Source organism: Agrobacterium salinitolerans (assembly GCF_027498475.1).
In the GTDB taxonomy this organism is placed as follows: Bacteria; Pseudomonadota; Alphaproteobacteria; order Rhizobiales; family Rhizobiaceae; genus Agrobacterium; species Agrobacterium salinitolerans.
On record NZ_JAPZLN010000001.1, the window covers coordinates 911,001 to 930,594 of the forward strand.

Below are 19,594 nucleotides of genomic sequence, written 5' to 3' on the forward strand. Positions count from 1 at the left end.
CAGGTGGTATGGGATAAGGTTAAGGCTTTGTCCAGCATCGCAATTGCGCCGGACGGTAATTGGCGGCACCCATTTACTCCGCAGCAAGCAGCGGCTTGTCCTCTTCCAGCGCCTTCCGACGTGCTGCAAGTTCCAGTTCGCGGTGGAGGCGGATTTCCTCATCCGCCTGCGGCTTGGCGAAACGGGCAATCAGCAGGTAGGATACCGGGGTGATGTAAAGCGTCACCAGCGTCGCAAAACCCAGACCGCCGACGATGACCCAGCCGAGTGCGATGCGCGCTTCCGCCCCCGCACCCTGCGCCAGCACCAGCGGCACGCCACCCAAAATGGTCGCGATCATTGTCATCATGACCGGGCGCAGGCGGATGCTGGTGGCTTTTTCGATGGCTTCGCGCACGGTGGCGCCCTGGTCACGCAGATGGTTGGCGAATTCGACGATGAGAATGCCGTTCTTGGCCATGACGCCGACGAGCAGCACGAGACCGATCTGACTATAGACGTTGAGGCTCGATCCGGTGACCAGCAGCGCGATGACAGCGCAGGCAAGACCCAGCGGCACCGTGGACATGATGATGATCGAACTCAGCACACTTTCGAACTGCGCGGCCAGTACGAGGAAGATGATGGCGATAGCGAAACCGAAGGTCAGCAGCATGCCGCTCGAATTTTCCTCAAGCGTCGCCGCCTCGCCGAGCGGCAGCAGACGCGCGCCTGGCGGCATCACGGATTGCGCAAGTTCGTTGACTTTTTGCAGCGCCTCGCCAAGCGAAACGCCGTCCTTCAGGTTGGCGGTAAAGCCGACGGAAGGAAGCTGCTGCTCGCGGTTGAGCTGCGGCGCAACCGCATTTTCCTTCAGCGTGGCGATCACCGACATCGGCACGATCTTGCCGTCGCCGGTTTTCAGAAAGACGTTTTCGAGATCGGTAGGGTCGTTGATCGGCCGCGTGGAAGACAGGAGGCGCACGGGGATCGCGTCGCCATCCACGAAGACATCCACAATCGAACGGCCTTCCAGCAGAGATTGCATCGCCCGTGACAGGCCGGTGATGTCGATGCCGAGATCGGACGCGCGCTCGCGGTCGATGGAGACGGATATCTGCGCCTGATTGGGCTCATTGTCGAAACGCGGCGTTACGAAAAGGCCGCTCTCTTCCATCGAAAGCAACAGCTTCTGCGTCGCCTCTGTCAGCGCTGCGTAATTGCTGCCGACCATCGCCATCTGCAGGCCGTTGCCGGCACCACGAATGCGCAGGCTGTTCGGCTGCATGGCATTGCCGCGCAAAGCCGGAACCCTGTTGGCGGCGGAGGTCACGTCAGCGGCAATCTGGTTCTGCGTACGCTCACGATCGGCCCAGGGCGCCAGCGTCAGCACCATGAAACCGGTATTGGAGGAACCGTTCATGCCGGTGATCGAATAGATATTGCGGATTTCCCCACTATCGCGCAGCGGCTGCAGATTTTCCTCGATCCGCTGCAACTGGTCGCGTGTATATTCGAGACTGACGCCCTGCGGCGCCGTGACCCGCATCATGATCGAAGAGCGGTCCTCGCGCGGCGTCAATTCGTTCTGGATCATGCCGAAGGCGATCCACGACAGGGCGGAAAAACCGAGTGCCACGACGATGACGATCAGCGGATTGTTGAGGCAGGCCGCAAGGGTCATCCGGTAGGTGGAGGCAAAGACATTGCCGAACCATGCCAAAGGCCCCGTCGGTTCCTTCAACCCCTCTTTCAGCATGCGTGAGGCGAGCATCGGACAGAGCGTCAGCGCCACGATGGAGGAAAGGCCGACGGCGAAGGCCAGGACGAAACCGAATTCGCGGAAAAGGCCGCCAAGCTGACCGGGCAGAAACGACAGCGGAATGAAGACGGCGGCAAGCGTCGCCGTCGTTGCCAGAACGGCAAAGAACACCTCCTGCGTGCCCAGAACGGCGGCGGCACGCGGCCCCATGCCTTCCGTCCGGCGGCGCACGATATTTTCCAGCACCACAATGGCGTCGTCCACCACCAGACCCGTCGCCAGAACGATGGCGAGAAGCGTCAGGATATTGACCGAGAAACCAACCATATAGATGGCGACGATAGTGCCGATCAGCGCCACCGGCATGGTGATCGCGGGAATGAGCGTTGCGCGCCAGTCACGCAGGAAGAGATAAAGCACCACCACGACAATGATCGCCGAGAGCCCAAGCGCCAGCTCGACTTCATGCAAGGCGCCCTGGATGAAAACGGCGTCATCGCTGGTGACGACGATGCGCGTGCCTTCAGGCAGGTTAGGCGTCATGGCGTCGACGGCCGCCTTGACACCGGATGAAATATTGAGCGTGTTGGACTGCGCCTGGCGGATGACGCCGAGGCCGACGCCCTGCACGCCGTTGGAACGCAAAGAGGTGGACTGGTCGTCCGCCCCCAGCATAACGGTTGCGACATCCCTGAGGCGGATATTGTTCTTGATGAGAAGATTGGAGAAGTCTTCAGGCGTCGTCAGGCTGGCCGTGGCGCGCACGACGATGTCCTGCGTCGTGCTTTTCAGCGATCCCGCCGGCACATCGAGGGCGGCGTTGGCAAGCGCGTTGGAAACATCCGTCACAGTCAGACCCCGGCTCGCCAATGCCGCCTGATTGAGATCCACCCGGAAAACCTTTTCCTGATCGCCGTAAAGCTCCACATCCGCCACGCCATCGACAGCGGCCAGACGGTCGATGATCTCGTCATCCACCAGCTTGGTCAGGTCTTCCATGCTGAGCGTGGACGAGGTGACGGCGAGACGCATGATCGGCTGGCTGTCGGAATCGGCCTTGATGATCTGCGGTTCGTCGGCATCGTCTGGCAACTGGTTGGTGACGCGGCCGATGGCGTCGCGCACATCGTTGGCGGCGACGGCCAGATCGACATTGTCGCCGAATTCCATCGTCACCCGGCTGGTGCCGAATTGCGAATTGGAGGAGATGGACTTCACGCCGCTGACCCGCGCCACAGCACCTTCAATGGTCTGCGTCACTTCCTGATCGATAGTCTCGGGCGCCGCCCCCTCATAGGTGGTCCTGACACTGATGATTGGCCGGTCGACATCCGGCAATTCGCGGACTTCGACGCCAACCAGAGCTGCGAGACCGGCAACGACCAGCAGCGTGTTGAGAACCGCTGCCAGGATCGGCCGGCGCACAAACAATGCCGTGAAGGTGAGCTTGGAATCCTTAACCGGGGGCGGCTGGGTCGTCATTGGCTGGCAACCTCCTCGGGCTTGGGCTGATTACCGACGCGGACCGCGCCCCCTTCGCGCACGCGCTGCAGGCCCTCAATCACGACAGGCTCGCCATCCGCCAGCTCCGCCTTGACCAGAACGGCATCAGGATTGCGCTGCACGATCTGCACCCGCACCTTGTTCGATTTATTATCGGCCACACGCCAGACATAGGAGCCTTGCGCATCCCACTGCACGGCCAGCGGGTCGACCGAGGCATAGGTTTCCCCGGCAAACCGCATGGTGACGCCGAAGGACATGCCTGCCCTCAGCTCGTCCTTCTCATTGCCGAACTTCGCCCGGATGCGGATTGTGCGGCTCGCCTCGTCGACGCGGTTGTCGACGGCCTCGACCTCACCCTTGAAGGTCTCACCCGGCCGGGAAATCGACGTCGCCTCTACCGGCATGCCGACCTCGATCGCGGTTGCGAACCGCTCGGGAGCCCAGAAATTGACGAGAATTTCGGACCGGTCGTCGATGCTGACGATGGTTGACTGCGTGGTGACGTTATCGCCTATATTGGCGGCGACGATACCCGCCACACCCTCTATCGGCGCAACGATGTCGCGGCGCTTGAGATTGAGTTCGGCAGTGCTCAAGGCAAGCTTGGCGGCTTCCTCGGCAATCTGCGCATCCAGCACATCGAGGCGGGAAACGGATTTCAGGTTCTTGTAGGAATTGGATTTTTCAACGGCGCTGCGCAGCGCCACCTGCGCCTTGTCGCGCTCGATCACCTGCTCTTCATCGTCGAGCCTTGCCAGCACCTGCCCTTTCACGACACGCGCGCCGGACGATGTGCGAATTTCGGAAAGCGTGCCGGAAGCCTGCGGCATGACGACAACCGACTGGATCGCCTCGCCATTGCCGATGGCGTTCAAACGGTCATTGACCGTGCCTTTCTTCACCGGGGCCGTCACCACCAGTGTGGCGTTGCCGTTGCGGCGCGCACCGCCGGCATTCTGCCCTGTGGACGCACCGGCCGCCGGGCCGCCGGTTGCGGCGACTTCAATCGCCCCGGCAGGCGTTTTGCCAAGCCCCATGCTGGCGAGCAGATTGCGGGCTTCGGGCGAATAGAAGCCCCAGAGACAGAGCCCCGCTCCGACCACGGCAACACTGACACCCACCTGTTTCCACACCCGCATATACTTCTCCGGTTGATCCACGCAGCATAAAGCATTCCCGCGAACACTCGTTCCGGGACAGAAACACTATTCCCGCTTGGCTAAGGCAAGGCAACGCACAAATCCGTTCCTTACGTAATTGTAATTTGGGCGCAAATGCCGCCCGGAGCAGCCAATCCGCAATCCATCCGTGCATTCCTGTCGCAAATATCCGCCATTGGGCTAATCTGCCTCCGAGACGCCATAACCGGAGTAAGCGATGAGCACCGTAACGAAGACCGAAAACCCGGAAACCGATCCTCGCGTCAAAGCGGTGTTCGATGACATCCGCGCCACCCGCAAATCGGATTTCATCAACAATATGTGGCTCTACCTCGCCTTCGATGCCGATCTGCTTGAAAAGACATGGGGTGAGGTCAAGGCGGTGATGGCGACACCTTCGGCGCTCGATCCCGTCGTGAAGGAAATGCTTTACATTGCAGTTTCCGTCACCAATGGCTGTTCCTATTGCGCCCATTCCCACACGGCAGCCGCCAAAGCCAGGGGCATGACGACAGATCAGCATGCCGATTTACTGCGCGTCATCGCGCTTGCCGCCAAGACCAACCAGCTTGCGGTCGCGCTGCAAGTGCCCGTTGACGCCGCTTTCGACGCCGACAGACAGGCGTGATGCGAAAAAATGCCTTGGAATGGGCGTTTTGACTGATGATACCGGAATAAAAGCAGAACACGGTTCTGGCCTTTATATCCCGAATCACTACATTGGGCCGCATGAGCAACAGTTTTGACGATATGCCGTTCTTCGATGAGGAACCCGCCGCACCGCGCAGGGCAACGAACAACGCCGGTGCGGAAAGCGGCGGCGGGCTTGGCATTGCCGCCCGCGCCATGGCGGCGCGCGATCAGACGCGTGCTGCACCCGACTATCTTTCCGGCCTCAACCCGGAACAGCGCGATGCCGTGGAAACGCTGGACGGACCCGTTCTCGTCCTCGCCGGCGCCGGCACCGGCAAGACCCGCGTTCTAACCACCCGCATCGCCCATATTCTCGCGACCGGCCGGGCCTATCCGAGCCAGATTCTTGCCGTGACCTTTACCAACAAGGCTGCCCGCGAGATGAAGGAACGTATCGGCGTTCTCGTCGGTGGCGCGGTCGAGGGCATGCCCTGGCTCGGCACGTTCCACTCCATCGGCGTCAAGCTGTTGCGGCGTCACGCCGAACTCGTCGGCCTGAAATCGGATTTCACCATCCTCGATACGGACGACGTGGTGCGGCTGATCAAGCAGCTCATTCAGGCCGAAGGTCTTGATGACAAGCGCTGGCCGGCAAAACAGTTTGCCGGCATGATCGACGGCTGGAAGAACAAGGGCCTGACGCCGCCGGATATTCCTGAAGGGGACAGCCGCGCCTTCGCAAATGGCAAAGGTCGTGAACTTTACACCGCCTATCAGAACCGGTTGAAAACACTGAACGCCTGCGACTTCGGCGATCTCCTGATGCACCCGATCAGTATCTTCCGCCGCCACACCGATATTCTGAAGGAGTATCACCAGAAATTCCGTTACATTCTGGTGGACGAATATCAGGACACCAATACGGCGCAATATATGTGGCTCAGGCTTCTCGCCCAGCGCGCCAAGGGCGAGCCGCAGAATGTCTGCTGCGTGGGTGACGACGACCAGTCGATCTATGGCTGGCGCGGTGCGGAAGTGGACAATATCCTGCGTTTCGACAAGGATTTTCCCGGCGCCAAGGTGATCAAGCTCGAGCGCAACTACCGTTCCACCGAGCATATTCTCGGCGCTGCCGGCCATCTGATCGCCCACAACGAGGGCCGTCTCGGCAAGACGCTGTTTACTGAGCGCAGCAGCCCTGACGATGAAAAGGTCGTGGTGCACGCAGCCTGGGATTCCGAAGAGGAAGCCCGCGCGGTGGGCGAGGAAATCGAACAGCTACAGCGCAAGAACCACAAGCTGAACGACATGGCCATCCTCGTTCGCGCTTCCTTCCAGATGCGCGAATTCGAAGACCGTTTCGTCACGCTCGGCCTCAATTACCGCGTCATCGGCGGCCCGCGCTTTTATGAGCGTCTCGAAATCCGCGATGCCATGGCCTATTTCCGCCTCGTCTGCCAGCCGGCCGACGATCTGGCCTTCGAGCGGATCGTCAACACGCCGAAACGCGGCCTTGGTGACACGACCATCCGCAACCTGCACGACTATGCCCGCGCCCGCGATATTCCGATGCTGGCGGCCGCGGCCGATATCATCGAAACCGACGAGCTGAAGCCGAAGGCGCGCAAGGCGCTGTTCGATGTGGTGCAGGATTTCCGCCGCTGGCAGGGCCTCTTGGAAAACACCGAACACACCACGCTTGCCGAGCAGATTCTCGACGAAAGCGGCTATACCGCCATGTGGCAGGCCGACAAGACGGCAGAAGCCCCCGGACGCCTTGAGAACCTGAAGGAACTCATCCGCTCGATGGAAGCCTTTGAAAGCATGCGCGGATTCCTCGAGCATGTCGCACTCGTGATGGATGCCGAGCAAAACGAAAATCTCGATGCCGTCTCCATCATGACGCTGCACTCCGCCAAGGGTCTGGAATTCGACACCGTCTTCCTGCCCGGCTGGGAAGAAGGCCTGTTCCCGCACCAGCGGGCGCTGGACGAAGGCGGGCGCTCCGGTCTTGAGGAAGAACGTCGTCTTGCCTATGTCGGTATCACCCGTGCCAAGAAACTCTGCCATATCTGGTTCGTGTCGAACCGGCGCATTCACGGGCTGTGGCAATCCACCCTGCCCTCACGTTTCCTCGATGAATTGCCGCCCGCCCATGTGGATGTCGCGGCATCCGATAGCAATTACGGCGGTTATGGCGGACGTGGCGGCTACGGCCAGTCGCGCTTCGACAAGGCCGATCCCTTCACTAACAACTACTCCACCCCCGGCTGGAAGCGCGCGCAGCAGAACCGCAGCGACGCCACCCGCGACAATTGGGGCACACGCTCCGGCCATGCGGTGGAACGCATCGGTTACGGCGAAAGCGGCCCGCGCACCCGCACTATAGATGGCGAACTGGTGGCCAAATCCGTGGCTGACAAGCCCTCGAAATTCTTCGTCGGCGACCGCGTTTTCCACATCAAGTTCGGCAATGGCAATATTTCCGCCATCGAGGGCAACAAGCTGACCATCGACTTCGACCGCGCCGGCCAGAAGCGCGTGCTGGATGGATTTGTGGAAAAGGTTTGATTCGACAACCATGAATGCCCGCGGACCGCTTTTTCCATAGCCCACATCATTCTGTTGCAATAAAGGAGTTGCGATGGAGACATGAAAACCGGGCGAGGACTGCTTTGCATATATTACCAAAAAGCCAGCGCACGCTTGCGGTTTTCCTGATCAATATGGACAGCGCCACAAAGCGCCTTGCCGACATGAACGCCCGCCTCGACGCCATGGGGCTGAAAGCGGAGCGTGTGCCCGGCGTCAATGGCAGGGAACTGAATTACCCCATCCCGGAATTCAGTGAGCTCTCCTACATGCTGATGCATGGCCGCCGCACCTCGCCGCCGGAAATCGGCTGTTATCTCAGCCATGTCGCCTGCGCCAATAAATTCATGGCGGGCGATGCCGATATCGCGCTCATCCTTGAGGATGACGTGGTCTTCGACGATGATTTTCTCAACGCCATCGACGAGGCGGTGTTGAACGGCGGTGAGTGGGATTTGCTACGGCTCACGACGGTCAGCAATGGCCGGAAATTTCCGTTCCGCCCGCTTTCCAACGGTCGCTCTCTCGCCATTGCGCTCACACGGGAAAAAGGATCGGGAGCCTATCTCGTCAACCGCCGCGCCGGAAAATGGATATCGAAGCTGATCCCCATGCGGCTCGCCTATGACATCGCATTCGATCTGGAATATCTAGCGGGGCTGAAGGCGGCCTTCCTCTACCCGCTCTGCGCGACGCAGGATGCGGACGGGGAGAGCCAAATCCAGAATAATCTGCGCATCTACCGCCTGCCGCGCTGGCGCTATTTCACCGTTTTGCCCTATCGCGCCTATCTGGAAACCAGCCGATTCCTGTTGCGCGGCATTCGCTTCGCCGTCGCCAAGGCGCGCGTTGCACTTGAAGGCAGAAAGCGAAAGACCTTACCCGCCGGCCATTGACCCGCCGGATCAGGCCTCTCCGGGCGTGAAGCCGATGAGATAAACCGCCGCGACCACGGCTGCGAGAATAAAAAGCGAAATGACGAAAATCGTCATCCTGTTCAATGGTTTGCGTGTCGTTTTCTTCATGCCGGAATAATGCGGAAGACGAAGGCTGGTTCCATCACAGCTCTTGCCTTTGGCACGGCGAGCCTTAGACGGCCGATTCCGGGTTTGGTAATCTGTGTGACAGGTAGTCATGCATTTGGGCCATCGCCTCCTCTCTCGACAGCCCTCCAGATTGCAGACCAGACCGCAGCCATAGCCCGTCGATCAGCGTGGTGATGCCCAGCGCGACGGGCTCACAGTCCTCTTGCGGCAAGAGATGCCTTAGTGCGGAGAGCAGATTCGAGCGCATGCGCGCATGGATCACCTTCTGGATGCGCGCAAGCTGCGGCTCGCGGGGAATCTCAGCGCACAGTGAAAGCCAGGCATGGCAGATCGATGGCTGGAAAAAGCTCTCGTCGAAATTGCCTTCGATAATCGCGTCAAGTCTTTCACGAGGACTGGAGGCGCGTTTGAGGCGTGCAACGACGACCTCCGCCAACTTCAAATTGGCCTCCCGCATCGCATGTTCGAACAGTTCCTGCTTGCTGGCGAAATAATGCAGCACGATTCCTTTGGAGGCGCCGGCTTGTGCCGCGACCCTCTCGAGCGTCGCCCCCGCCATCCCCTCTTTCTGCAGCACTTCAAACGCCGCGCGTCTCAGTTCGGCGCGGCGAATATCGCTTATTTTAGTGAGTCGCATTTCGATCTCCTTGCAAAAGCACATTGACAAATTTTCCGGAAAGATCAATTATTGTCCCACCGGTCAATTTAGTAACCGCTAAGATAAAAGGTTGCCTCATGAGAAGATGGGTGGAGTTTTTTTCGGCGGCGGCATTTATTGCGGCGGGACAAAGCGCCGCTTTCGCGGCTGATCCGCAAGCCTGCAAAATCGTGCGCATGGCCGAACCAGGGTGGAATGACCTCGCCTTCACGACCGGTATAGCCACTACGCTTTTGAAGGCTTTGGGTTACGAGCCGCAAAGCCAGTTGCTCGGAATTGACGTCATCTACACCAGTCTGAAGACCAGGGACCTCGACGTTTTCCTCGGTTACTGGGATCCGGCGATGGTCAATTATTACAAGCCCTACAAGGAAGATGGATCGGTCGAAAAAGTCCGCACCAACCTCGTGGGCGCCAAGTACACCTTCGCCGTGCCGGCCTATGCCTGGGAGGCCGGCGTCAGGGACTTCACCGACCTGCAGAAATTTGCCGACAAGTTCGACAGAAAACTCTACGGCATCGAACCCGGTTCGAACCAGTTGATGCTGGACGCCGTCAACGATCCGTCGCTCGGCCTCAAAGACTGGGAGGTCGTTGAATCCAGCGAACAGGGCATGCTTTCCCAGGTAGCGCGCTTTAGCCGCAACAAGTCTTTCATCGTCTTCCAGGGCTGGGCGCCGCACCCGATGAACAGCAAATTCGACATGAAATATCTGACGGGCGGCGACAAATTCTATGGACCCAACTTTGGTGCGGCCACCGTCGATACCCAGGTCCGCAAAGGGTATACGCAGGAATGCACCAACGTAGCCAAGCTGCTCCAAAACCTGGAATTTGATGTCGAATACGAAAATAAGGGCATGGACCTGATCATGAACGGCGGCCTGTCGCCGGAGGACGCGGCGGCACAGGCGCTCAAGGCGGAACCGCAACGGCTTGAGACATGGTTGAAAGACGTGTCTACCTTTGACGGTCAGAACGGTCTTGCAGCCGTCAAGGGGGGTCTCGGCCTATGACGTCGGTTTATCTTGACGATTGGGAAAAGCGCAAACGTTACATAGAGTTGCCGCGCAAGCGCCGACTGTCCTTTATAGACACCGGCGGCCCCGGCCCGGTGCTGTTGATGCTGCACGGGTTTTCCGACACCAGCCGCAGCTTTTCTGTCCTCGAACCGTATTTCCAGGAATACCGGCTGATTGCTCCTGACCTACCCGGCCACGGTGCATCCTCCTTGGGTCACGGTTTTCACGTCTCGGACTTCGCGGAAACGATAGATCACTTCCTGACGCTCATGGGCATCTCGCGCTTCTTTCTGCTTGGCCATTCCATGGGTGCGATGACGTCAATCGAACTGGCCTCCCGGCGGCCCCATTCCGTCCGCGCGCTCACTCTGATCTCGGGCACGCTGGAACCCGACTTCGGTGCCGAAAGCAGGCTTTCCAGGGATATTCTTGCGCTGCGCGATCCAATCAAGCCGGCCGACGGTTTCCTAAGTGACTGGTATTCCTGCTGCCATCCCGTCAGCGACGAATTCCTCTCCTTCATGAAGCGGGACGCGGCAAATATGCCCGCATCGACATGGCATGGCGTTTTGAAGGCCTTCGGAGAAACGAACCTGCACCACAGCGCATCCAAAATAAATGCACCGATACTTTGCCTTTCCGGTTCTGAAGACCCTCTGTTCGACGAAACCCATCAGCGGCAACTCACCGAGGCGTTTCCCACCGCGCAAAGCGTGACGCTACCGGGCCATGGCCACAATCCACATTGGGAAGACCCGAAATGTGTTTCCACATTGATTACAGAGTTCCTCGCCGAAGTGATGACAGACGCCATCCCGGTTCGCAGCGTTGAGGCATCCGCTCGAGGGAGCTGACGCTCTCCGTATGAATTCAGGAAACATGGAGAATTCGATTTCGCTTGCGGCGCCGATGCGATAACGCTTCCGAGCGTGAACAAAATTCGGCCGGCCATGACAAACACGACGCATCCTCGCCTCAACCCGCTACATCTCACCGCCGCCTTCGCAAGCGGCTGTCTTTTGACATTGATGGTGCATTTCAACGGTCAGCTTGCCCATTACGGCAATGCGCTGTTTTCGTCCTGGACAGCGCATGGCACCGGCACGGTGGCAGCGCTGATCTATCTCGCCATCATGCGTCCGAAGAAAGACGCCGGCGTGGCAGAAAAACCGAAAGCGCCGTTATGGGCCTATTGCGGCGGGGTCGTGGGTGCGGCCATCGTCATTCTCACCTCCACCGCCGTCAATTCGCCTTTGGCGCTCTCCGGCACCATTGCGCTCGGGCTTGGCGGACAGGTGATTTTCAGCCTGCTGGCTGATCTCTTCGGCCTGTTCGGCCTGCCCAAAAGAAAGCCGGACCTGCGGGACATGGCGGCGGTGGCGCTCATTCTCTGCGGCAGCGCGCTTATCATCCTTGTCGGGAGAACGACATGATCGCCTGGATCGCCATGGCTTTTACCGGAGGCGTCTTCGTGGCGCTGAGCCGCCAGATCAACGGCCGCCTCAGCCTGTCAAACTCGCCGCTCATCGCGTCGTTCTGGAACCATATCGTCGGTTTCGCCGTGCTGACGGTCATCGGCCTCGTCGTCGGCGGCCTCATTCCGCCGGGCGCGGCCGATGCGCCCTGGCTTGCCTTTATCGGCGGGCCTATCGGCGTCGTCTTCATCGCTTCGGGAAGCTGGCTCATTCCGCGCATCGGTGCGGTCAATACCGCCCTTCTGGTCATCAGCGGCCAGATGGTTTCAGGCGTGGTTCTCGATCTTTTCGGCGACCATCCGCCGAAACTCTGGGCAAGCGCACTCGGCATCCTGCTCATCATCGCCGGTATGGTGCTGACACAGCGGCGCGGCCGCTAGAGCATTTCCAACAGAAGTCGCAACGGCTCTACGCCCGGAGAATGCACAGAATCAGGAAAGCTCAGGAATCGCTGTCGCGCGAGAACATGCCGAGCAATGTCTTGCCGCCGCTTTTACCGCCGCTGCTCGCAAGTGTCGGGCGGTTGCCGTTCAACTTCGGCACCACGACCATGCGCTTGACTTCGCCACGCTTGAAGGCCGCCAGAAAGCGCGGGTAATCGCGAAATACCACGCAGCCATTCGATTCGCCGCGTTTCGCCAGCATGTAGGTATGCGCCAGAAGACCGTCACGGCCATGCGGGTTAACACCGTTTTCGGGCGTCAGGCGAATGGCTTCAACGCCGTGGAACCGCGCCTCGCGCATCGTCAGACGATAGCTGGAAGGCGGCGTCGAGCCGCGCATCTTCACATGCACGTAATCGGGATTGTCGCGCATCTTGCCAATGCCGGAATGCGCTTCGAGCTTCTCGCCATTCGGCATATGCACGATACCGGAGGAAATATCGTAGATCGCCGTGCCGTTGCCGCGATCCGGCCACGGAACCGCATCCATCTTGCTCGGTTCACGTATCGGATTGTCAGGCTTCGCAAAAGCGAGCATGGCGCCGGTGCTCTGCTTCGGCGGCGCAGGTGCCCTCAGGGGAACCGGCGCATCGAAAGCCGGTGCCGAAGCAACGGCCGGACCATGTTCATCGGTCTTGGACGGTGCCGCGGGACGCGGTGACGGTTCAACGGTCTGAGCCGTCGCAACCTCGGGACGGAAGCTCGGCAGCGGCACATCATCGGGCAGCAGGCTGCTTGCCTCTTCCTCGATCTGCGGCCGCGCCAGCGCCACTTCAAATGCCGGATGCTGCGGAACGGCGCCCTGATAGGCAACCTCGGAGGTGCGACCCAGCGCCGAATCGACGATCGCCGACGGCTTGAGCGCGGCAAGCTGCGTCACCGTCGCCTGCCCTTTTGCATTGGCAGCCGCGCCAAAGCGCTCGCCGAATTCCTTCGCACCGATCTCGGGCAGGATGCCGGCGAGGCGAACCGCCTTCTGCTGGCCATGGCTGTGGTCGCTCAAACGGGAAAACTTGCGCACGTGAATATCCCGCCCGGCCGCGTGGGCAATTGCCGTCTCAGTGGAAGCGAATCGCGTCACCAGCGTCTTTTCAAACTGCCCGACACCATGCGAAGCGGCAGCCATGCTGTGCAGCGAGGCGAAGGCGGCAAAGGCGAAAAGGCTGGCAAAGGCGCCGCCGCCGAGAAGAGCGGACATTCGGCCGAACGAAAAGGATTTGCCTCTTTTGACGGAATACGAACCGGCAAGACCGGCGCCATTATAGGCCGCAGCAGAAAACGCCATGATACTCGTTACTCGAACCGTTCACGCACACCCGGCCGACGCCGGAGGGATTTTTGGACATCCGAAGGGCGGGCAAACACCACGCCGGTTTCGGAACTGACTGGTTCGAAGCATGACGAATTATGGTAACCAAAGTGTTTACGAGTCCCTGCAAAAATATTTCGTTAAGGTCTGCACATTGGAAGGCGAAGGCAAAACAATGACTTGCGCGGGTACTACGTGCATCCGCACGGCATCGTCCCGGAAAATGCCCCTCAAAAGGGGCGTCATCGGCCCAAAAAATTTCCGCCGCCGCATTGTCAGGTAAGTTCCGACTTGGCCAGAAATTTGCTGCAAATGCGGCAGGACTGCGACAAGGCAAACAGCTGGCCGACGCACTTGTGCCGGCCGGATGGGTCGAAAGGGACTTGATCCGTCAAAGCCGGCTTGGCATCCTGCCCTGAAAAGGGAGGCACATCATGAAGGCGCTGCTGCTCATCGATATCCAGAACGGTTTTTGCCCGGGCGGAAATCTGGCCGTTGCCGATGGCGACAGGGTCGTACCCATCGCCAATGCCCTGATCGACAATGGCGGCTACGATCTCATCGTCGCCTCACAGGACTGGCACCCGGAAAATCACGGCAGCTTCGCGTCTCAGCATCCCGGCAAGAAACCCTTCGACATGGGTGAACTCTCCGGCAAACCGCAGATGATGTGGCCGGACCATTGCGTGCAGGGCACGCCGGATGCAGAATTCCACCCTGACCTCAAAACGGACGCCTTCGATTATATTCAGCAGAAGGGCGAAAACCCCGCCGTCGACAGCTATTCCGCCTTTCGCGACAATGATCAGGGGGCGACGACGGGACTGGCCGATTATCTGAGCCGTCAGGGTGTCACACAACTCGACGTCTGCGGCCTTGCCACCGATTATTGCGTCAGTTTTTCGGTGCTCGATGCCCTCGACATGCTGCCTGGTGTGAATGTCCGTTTTATAGAAGATGCCAGCCGCGGCATCGATCCGCAGGGCATCAAGGCCGCGATTTCGACGATGCGGGAAAAAGGCGCGGCCATTCTCAAAAGCCGCGACATTTTGCGGGACTAGGGCCCGTCGGGTTCAAAAACCGAACGCTACCGGACAGGGCGGATCCCTTACTCCCCCTCCCGCCTGTGACGAGCACAGGGATGAGGAAGGAGAGCGCCATTAGCGCGGCTTCGGCTTCTCCAGCACGTCGATATCGCCTGCCGCATCCTCAAGGCGTCTCAGGATCGCGGCATGTGCATCCCTAAGCCCCTCATTATAAAAAACATGCCCCAGCTCCTCGGCCAGAAAATCCACAAAGATTTCCGCCTGCAGCTGGCCGATCTCGGCTTCGGTCTCCCGGGCGAGATAAGCCCTGATGCGTGCGGCCAGATCGGCCTTGTCCTGCTTTTCCAGCATCGATCTTCCATCGTCTGACTATTGAGGGATACGGCAGGAAGGCGGTGAATCCGTCCGTCCGGCACCGGCCATATCGGGCGTTACCGTAACGGAAGCTTCAAGTTAATCAATCGATCCATTCATGCAATTCGTTTGCCAGCCGGACGGGACGGCGATAGAGCGGCGACAAGGAGTTTCCAGACATGTTCAATGCAGATTTTCGGGAGGGATTGAAGAGCGGTTTCCCGATCGCCCTCTCCGCCGCCCCTTTCGGTGCGCTGTTTGGCGCGGTCGCAGTCGATAACGGGCTCAGCGTCACCGAAGCCACGATCATGAGCGGCACCGTCTATGCGGGCGCGAGCCAGCTCGTCGGTATCGAATTGTTCGGCCAGAAGGTTGCCCCCTGGCTGATCGTTCTATCTGTCTTCGCCGTCAATTTCCGCCATATCCTCTATTCCGCCGCCATTGCCCGGATGATCTCGAACTGGTCTTTCCTGCAAAAAGCTGCGGGCTTCTTCGTGCTGGTCGATCCGCAATTCGCCGAATCGGTCAGAAAATACGAAAATACCGGCACGGTCGGCTTTTCCTGGTACATGGGCTTTGCAGCGCCGGTCTATGTGCTGTGGCTGGCCATGACCATTCTCGGCGCATCGCTCGGCAATATGGTCGGCGATCCGAAAGCCATCGGTCTCGATGTGCTGCTGCCGATCTATTTCATGGGCATGGTCTTGAGCTTCCGCCAGCGGGAGAATTTCTACCCTGTCATGCTGGCAAGCGCTGTTGGCGCAACGGTTGCCTTTCACATCGTCGGCTCGCCGTGGCATGTGAGCCTCGGCGCGGTCGCCGGAATTCTCGTCGCGGTCCTTTATCCGCCGAAACCGAACAGCGCGGCGAATTCTGAAAGCGGGGTGGAAACGCCATGAGCGACATGCTGCACACAGATACGCTGATCCTGATCGCGCTCGCCGCCATCGCCACCTATCTCACCCGCATCGGCGGTTATGTGCTGATGACACGGATGAAATCCATCCCGCCGCGCATGGAGGCGGGATTGAACGCAGTTCCCGTGGCGGTTTTGACCACGCTCGTCGCACCCGCCTTTTTCGAAGGCGGATACGAGGTGAAGATCGGCATGGTGGCAGCGCTTCTGGTCTGCCTGCGCTTTCCCGGTCTGACGATGCTCGCCATCGGCTGGGCCATCGTCATCGCCATCAGGCACTTCTCGCTGTTTTAACCGACCCGCTCCAACGGCTTCGTCGCGGCAACGAGCCACGCCTTCACCTCTTCATCGGTGATGAGCGGCGAGAGCTTCTCCAGAACCTCGGCGTGGTAGGCGTTCAGCCAGCCGAGTTCCTCGTCAGTCAGTAGGGACACGACGACAAGCCTGTTGTCGATAGGGCACCAGGTCAGCGTCTCGAAGGAGAACATCGGCTGGTCACCGCCGGCCACCTCTTCCGCCTCACGCACATAGACGAGGTTCTCGATGCGGATGCCGAAAGCGCCGGGACGGTAGTAACCCGGCTCGTTGGACAGGATCATGCCGGGCAGCAGCTCCTGCGTCGAAAGCCTTGCAATGCGCTGCGGCCCCTCATGCACGGAGAGATAGGAGCCGACACCGTGGCCGGTGCCGTGGGCATAATCTACCCCCGCCTTCCAGAGCGCGATGCGCGCCAGCGGATCGAGGTCGCAGCCGCGCGTTCCCTTCGGAAACCGTGCGGTGCTGATACCGATCATGCCCTTCAGCACCAGTGTGAAGAATCGCTTCTGCTCTTCCGGGACGGCGCCGATTGCAATGGTACGGGTGATATCAGTGGTGCCGTTGACATATTGGGCGCCAGAATCGACGAGGAACATCTCCCCCTCCGCAAGTGTGCGGTCGGTATCGGTGGTGACGCGGTAATGGATGATGGCGGCATGTTCGCCGGCGCCTGAAATCGTATCGAAAGACACGTCCTTCAGCGGGTTTTGCAGCCCCTGCCCCACCTTGACCCGAGCGGCTTCCAGCGCCTTGACGGCGGCGATTTCGGTGACGCTGCCCGGCTGCTGGCGGTCCAGCCAGCAGAGATATTCGACCATGGCCGCGCCGTCCTGCACGTGGGCGGCTGCCGAGCCGGCCAGCTCCGCCTTGTTCTTGCGCGCGCGCGGCAGGCGAACGGGATCGGCCTCCTCGATCAGAGAGCCGCCCGCCGCCGTGATTGCGCCGGTCAGCGCCACCGGGGTCAGGTCCGCATCCACCATGACGCGGCCCTTGGCGCTTGCAATGGCATGCAGACGGTCAGCGATCTTCGACGGCGGCAATTGTGTCGCCAGTTGCGCCAGATAGGCCTCGGTCTCGATGCCCGTCTTGCGCTTGTCGAGAAAAATATCCGCCCTGCCGTCGGCATAGATGATGGCGCGGGCGAGCGGATGCGGCGTGTGCGGCACGTCGTTGCCGCGAAGATTGAAAATCCAGGCGATGGAGGATGGATCGGTAACCAGCAGGGCGTCCGCGCCCTTTGCCGAGACCGTCTCCGCCAGCGAGGCGATCTTTTCTTTCGCCAGCCTGCCAGTAAAGGCCTCTGGCTGGACAACGACGGGCTCCAGCGGCTCGGAGGGACGGTCCTGCCAAAGGGCATCGAGCGGATTCTTTTCCAGGAGAACGACCGAACCGCCCCTGCCGGCAAGCGCCTTTTCCAGCCGCTTCAACTCCGCGCCGGTGTGCAGCCACGGATCGATGCCGAGCCGGAAACCTTGTGGAGCATGTTCGGCGAGCCAGACGGAGGGCGGCGCGCCAACCAGATCGCCGCCGCTGAAGATCGATTGATCGACCTGCGACTTGAGCTGCGTCGTATAACGGCCATCGACAAAAACCACCGCCTCCGTGCGCGTCACCAGCGCAATGCCGGCGGAACCAGTAAAGCCGGTAAGCCAGGACAGGCGCTCGGCACACTCCGGCACATATTCCCCCTGATATTCATCGGCGCGCGGCACCAGAACACCGTCGATGCCAAGGGCATCGAAACCGGCGCGCAGCGCCTCGACGCGGGCCTTGCCAAATTGCGGCGCGGATTTGTTTTCGAAGGTCTGGAACATGGGCGTCTTTCGGGAACTGTCATGAGAAAAGCAGCAAGGTTGCGCCGTCAAATCATTGGCGCGCAACGACAATGCCACGCGGACAAAGCCGGTTTCAAGCCATATATGACAGATCGGATTGCGGCGACAAATTGTGCATATTTCGCGAAATAAGTAATACTCTAGGCGAAGCGACATGCATCAAACGCATATCTAACCTGACATATCCCCTCTAACTAAACAAAAACACATCGCTTATCTTCAGATCAACACAGCGAGAGAGACACTCTCCTGGCAAACAAGGATTTGAAGCAATGGCAAAATCTTTCCTCCGCACCGCCTTCGATCGCGTTGTTGAAGCACGCGAGCGTCAGGTCAGCCGCCATGTCAACGCCGCCCTTCTGAACCTCGACGACAAGTCGCTGGAAGCGCTCGGCATGAACCGCGCCGATCTGCGTCGCAAGGCAAAGTCCAGCTACGTATTCTGATGACATCAGGCGCGGCGATCCTCCCTCCACCGCGCCGAACAGGAATACGTCGACCCGCTTGAGCAAGCTCCTCCCATGCTCGCGGGTTTCCAGGCGGCGCGAAAGCGCCGCCTTTTCTTTTGCCCGAAAGGATGCTGCTGAAGCTTCAGTCCTTGCGCAGATGCAGCGTCACCCAGCCATTGCGCCAGATGGTACGGACATGGGAAAGCCTTGCGCCATTGTATGCGGAAAGCACCTTCCAGCGCTGCGATGCGAGAATGCCCGACAGGATGACGGTGCCGCCTGGCGCCAGATGCGTGACGAGCTGCGGCGCCATCTTGATGAGCGGCCGCGCCAGAATATTGGCGATGATGAGATCGAACGGACCATGCTTGCGGAAGGCATCCGAGTGGAAACCCGGTGCGGTCTCCAGCGCCATCCCGGACACGATGCCGTTCAGCCGCACATTTTCCTTCGCCACCTTGACGGCGATGGGGTCTATATCCGTCGCAAGCACGGGAATGGGACGCATCTTGCGCACAGCAATTGCCAGAACGCCGCTGCCAGTGCCGAGATCCAGCGCATTGCGCACGGTCCGCGCCCGCAGAACCTCCTCAATCATCTCAAGGCAACCTGCCGTCGTGCCGTGGTGGCCTGTGCCAAAAGCCTGGCCCGCCTCTATTTCAATCGCCAGATCGTTCGCCTGCACCTTGTCGCGATCATGCGCGCCATGCACGATGAAGCGCCCCGCCCGAACCGGCTTCAGCCCCTCGAGAGACTTGGCGATCCAGTCGACATCGGGAACGGTCTCCTTCTCGATGACGAGACCGGGAAATGCGGGAGCAAGCAGCGCGCTGACGCGCTCGCGGAACTCCTCTTCCTGATCGGCCATCAGATAAACCGAAGCTTCCCAGATATCGCGCTTCTCATCCACCTCGGTGGTGGCGATCGCGACATCCTCCTCGCCGAAATAGTCCGACATGAGATCGAGGATTTCACCCGCCTGGATTTCGGTCGTGGTGACGTAAAGTCGGATTTCGCTCACGGCGGGCTGCTTTCTCTGGCTAATAGTTCTGCGTCTGCCTTTGCCACAAAACCGCAGTCAGTCCAATAAG

General features: G+C 59.9%; 18 protein-coding genes. 11 read left to right on the top strand and 7 right to left on the bottom strand.

Going from position 1 to position 19,594, the window contains the following annotated elements; translation table 11 throughout:
• Positions 1-73: 73 nt before the first annotated feature.
• The gene (locus O9X91_RS04480; protein WP_269826318.1) at positions 74-3,223 is read right to left on the bottom strand and encodes an efflux RND transporter permease subunit; all 3,150 of its coding nucleotides are present in this window, start codon (positions 3,221-3,223) and stop codon (positions 74-76) included.
• On the bottom strand, positions 3,220-4,386 hold the full coding sequence (locus tag O9X91_RS04485; RefSeq protein ID WP_269833422.1) for an efflux RND transporter periplasmic adaptor subunit: 1,167 nt from the start codon (positions 4,384-4,386) through the stop codon (positions 3,220-3,222). The genes O9X91_RS04480 and O9X91_RS04485 overlap by 4 nt, the downstream gene beginning before the upstream one ends.
• Positions 4,387-4,624: 238 nt before the next feature.
• Here O9X91_RS04485 and O9X91_RS04490 point away from each other — a divergent pair, with 238 nt between their 5' ends.
• The 3 genes from O9X91_RS04490 (at position 4,625) to O9X91_RS04500 (ending at position 8,528) form a co-directional block, all read left to right on the top strand.
• Positions 4,625-5,035: a carboxymuconolactone decarboxylase family protein gene (locus tag O9X91_RS04490; RefSeq protein ID WP_077981702.1), complete on the top strand. Its 411-nt coding sequence runs from the start codon at positions 4,625-4,627 to the stop codon at positions 5,033-5,035.
• A 101-nt stretch (positions 5,036-5,136) separates the two neighbouring features.
• Positions 5,137-7,611, top strand: a complete 2,475-nt coding sequence (locus O9X91_RS04495; RefSeq protein WP_077981701.1) for an ATP-dependent helicase — start codon at positions 5,137-5,139, stop codon at positions 7,609-7,611.
• Positions 7,612-7,715: 104 nt separating this feature from the next.
• The gene (locus O9X91_RS04500) at positions 7,716-8,528 is read left to right on the top strand and encodes a glycosyltransferase family 25 protein (protein ID WP_269833421.1); all 813 of its coding nucleotides are present in this window, start codon (positions 7,716-7,718) and stop codon (positions 8,526-8,528) included.
• A gap of 193 nt (positions 8,529-8,721) precedes the next feature.
• Here O9X91_RS04500 and betI read toward each other — a convergent pair whose 3' ends face one another.
• Positions 8,722-9,315 (bottom strand): choline-binding transcriptional repressor BetI, encoded by a 594-nt coding sequence (gene betI / locus O9X91_RS04505; protein ID WP_077981774.1) that lies wholly within the window; start codon positions 9,313-9,315, stop codon positions 8,722-8,724.
• Positions 9,316-9,413: 98 nt separating this feature from the next.
• Between betI and O9X91_RS04510 the strand changes: the two genes are divergently transcribed.
• The 4 genes from O9X91_RS04510 to O9X91_RS04525 all read left to right on the top strand — a co-directional run bounded on the left by O9X91_RS04510 (position 9,414) and on the right by O9X91_RS04525 (position 12,213).
• Positions 9,414-10,352 carry a choline ABC transporter substrate-binding protein gene (locus O9X91_RS04510; protein ID WP_269826314.1) on the top strand — a complete coding sequence of 313 codons (939 nt, stop codon included), beginning with the start codon at positions 9,414-9,416 and terminating at the stop codon, positions 10,350-10,352.
• Positions 10,349-11,212: an alpha/beta fold hydrolase gene (locus tag O9X91_RS04515; RefSeq protein ID WP_142911603.1), complete on the top strand. Its 864-nt coding sequence runs from the start codon at positions 10,349-10,351 to the stop codon at positions 11,210-11,212. Before O9X91_RS04510 ends, O9X91_RS04515 begins: the two co-directional genes overlap by 4 nt.
• A gap of 96 nt (positions 11,213-11,308) precedes the next feature.
• Positions 11,309-11,791 (top strand): DMT family transporter, encoded by a 483-nt coding sequence (locus tag O9X91_RS04520; protein WP_077981772.1) that lies wholly within the window; start codon positions 11,309-11,311, stop codon positions 11,789-11,791.
• A complete protein-coding gene (locus O9X91_RS04525; protein ID WP_137410678.1) occupies positions 11,788-12,213 on the top strand; it encodes a DMT family transporter in 426 nt (141 codons plus the stop codon). The genes O9X91_RS04520 and O9X91_RS04525 overlap by 4 nt, the downstream gene beginning before the upstream one ends.
• Positions 12,214-12,274: 61 nt before the next feature.
• On the opposite strand, the gene O9X91_RS04530 is transcribed toward O9X91_RS04525, so the two are convergent.
• Positions 12,275-13,561, bottom strand: a complete 1,287-nt coding sequence (locus O9X91_RS04530; RefSeq protein WP_269833420.1) for a DUF2778 domain-containing protein — start codon at positions 13,559-13,561, stop codon at positions 12,275-12,277.
• Positions 13,562-14,019: 458 nt separating this feature from the next.
• Between O9X91_RS04530 and pncA the strand changes: the two genes are divergently transcribed.
• Positions 14,020-14,646, top strand: coding sequence for a bifunctional nicotinamidase/pyrazinamidase (gene pncA / locus O9X91_RS04535; protein WP_003522349.1), 627 nt, complete (start codon positions 14,020-14,022; stop codon positions 14,644-14,646).
• A gap of 99 nt (positions 14,647-14,745) precedes the next feature.
• Here pncA and O9X91_RS04540 read toward each other — a convergent pair whose 3' ends face one another.
• Positions 14,746-14,982, bottom strand: coding sequence for a DUF2164 domain-containing protein (locus O9X91_RS04540; RefSeq protein WP_077981696.1), 237 nt, complete (start codon positions 14,980-14,982; stop codon positions 14,746-14,748).
• A 182-nt stretch (positions 14,983-15,164) separates the two neighbouring features.
• On the opposite strand from O9X91_RS04540, the gene O9X91_RS04545 reads away from it, so the two are divergent.
• Both O9X91_RS04545 and O9X91_RS04550 read left to right on the top strand, forming a co-directional pair.
• A complete protein-coding gene (locus O9X91_RS04545) occupies positions 15,165-15,884 on the top strand; it encodes an AzlC family ABC transporter permease (protein WP_137410681.1) in 720 nt (239 codons plus the stop codon).
• Positions 15,881-16,195 (top strand): AzlD family protein, encoded by a 315-nt coding sequence (locus O9X91_RS04550; protein WP_080816506.1) that lies wholly within the window; start codon positions 15,881-15,883, stop codon positions 16,193-16,195. The genes O9X91_RS04545 and O9X91_RS04550 overlap by 4 nt, the downstream gene beginning before the upstream one ends.
• Here the strand turns inward: O9X91_RS04550 and O9X91_RS04555 are convergent.
• Positions 16,192-18,033: an aminopeptidase P family protein gene (locus O9X91_RS04555; RefSeq protein WP_142911606.1), complete on the bottom strand. Its 1,842-nt coding sequence runs from the start codon at positions 18,031-18,033 to the stop codon at positions 16,192-16,194. The two genes, O9X91_RS04550 and O9X91_RS04555, sit on opposite strands and share 4 nt — an antisense overlap.
• Before the next feature lie 293 nt (positions 18,034-18,326).
• Between O9X91_RS04555 and O9X91_RS04560 the strand changes: the two genes are divergently transcribed.
• The gene (locus tag O9X91_RS04560) at positions 18,327-18,500 is read left to right on the top strand and encodes a hypothetical protein (RefSeq protein WP_003522343.1); all 174 of its coding nucleotides are present in this window, start codon (positions 18,327-18,329) and stop codon (positions 18,498-18,500) included.
• A gap of 145 nt (positions 18,501-18,645) precedes the next feature.
• Here the strand turns inward: O9X91_RS04560 and O9X91_RS04565 are convergent, their stop codons facing one another.
• A complete protein-coding gene (locus tag O9X91_RS04565; RefSeq protein WP_077981692.1) occupies positions 18,646-19,524 on the bottom strand; it encodes a 50S ribosomal protein L11 methyltransferase in 879 nt (292 codons plus the stop codon).
• Positions 19,525-19,594: the final 70 nt, after the last annotated feature.

Excerpts from the sequence above, each read along its gene's own strand:
- O9X91_RS04545 (WP_137410681.1), top strand. The coding sequence starts at position 15,165 with ATGTTCAATGCAGATTTTCGGGAGGGATTGAAGAGCGGTTTCCCGATC.
- O9X91_RS04550 (WP_080816506.1), top strand. The coding sequence starts at position 15,881 with ATGAGCGACATGCTGCACACAGATACGCTGATCCTGATCGCGCTCGCC.
- pncA (WP_003522349.1), top strand. The coding sequence starts at position 14,020 with ATGAAGGCGCTGCTGCTCATCGATATCCAGAACGGTTTTTGCCCGGGC.
- O9X91_RS04485 (WP_269833422.1), bottom strand. The coding sequence starts at position 4,386 with ATGCGGGTGTGGAAACAGGTGGGTGTCAGTGTTGCCGTGGTCGGAGCG.
- O9X91_RS04540 (WP_077981696.1), bottom strand. The coding sequence starts at position 14,982 with ATGCTGGAAAAGCAGGACAAGGCCGATCTGGCCGCACGCATCAGGGCT.
- betI (WP_077981774.1), bottom strand. The coding sequence starts at position 9,315 with ATGCGACTCACTAAAATAAGCGATATTCGCCGCGCCGAACTGAGACGC.
- O9X91_RS04530 (WP_269833420.1), bottom strand. The coding sequence starts at position 13,561 with ATGGCGTTTTCTGCTGCGGCCTATAATGGCGCCGGTCTTGCCGGTTCG.
- O9X91_RS04560 (WP_003522343.1), top strand. The coding sequence starts at position 18,327 with ATGGCAAAATCTTTCCTCCGCACCGCCTTCGATCGCGTTGTTGAAGCA.
- O9X91_RS04510 (WP_269826314.1), top strand. The coding sequence starts at position 9,414 with ATGAGAAGATGGGTGGAGTTTTTTTCGGCGGCGGCATTTATTGCGGCG.
- O9X91_RS04495 (WP_077981701.1), top strand. The coding sequence starts at position 5,137 with ATGAGCAACAGTTTTGACGATATGCCGTTCTTCGATGAGGAACCCGCC.
- O9X91_RS04555 (WP_142911606.1), bottom strand. The coding sequence starts at position 18,033 with ATGTTCCAGACCTTCGAAAACAAATCCGCGCCGCAATTTGGCAAGGCC.
- O9X91_RS04515 (WP_142911603.1), top strand. The coding sequence starts at position 10,349 with ATGACGTCGGTTTATCTTGACGATTGGGAAAAGCGCAAACGTTACATA.
- O9X91_RS04520 (WP_077981772.1), top strand. The coding sequence starts at position 11,309 with ATGACAAACACGACGCATCCTCGCCTCAACCCGCTACATCTCACCGCC.
- O9X91_RS04480 (WP_269826318.1), bottom strand. The coding sequence starts at position 3,223 with ATGACGACCCAGCCGCCCCCGGTTAAGGATTCCAAGCTCACCTTCACG.
- O9X91_RS04525 (WP_137410678.1), top strand. The coding sequence starts at position 11,788 with ATGATCGCCTGGATCGCCATGGCTTTTACCGGAGGCGTCTTCGTGGCG.
- O9X91_RS04490 (WP_077981702.1), top strand. The coding sequence starts at position 4,625 with ATGAGCACCGTAACGAAGACCGAAAACCCGGAAACCGATCCTCGCGTC.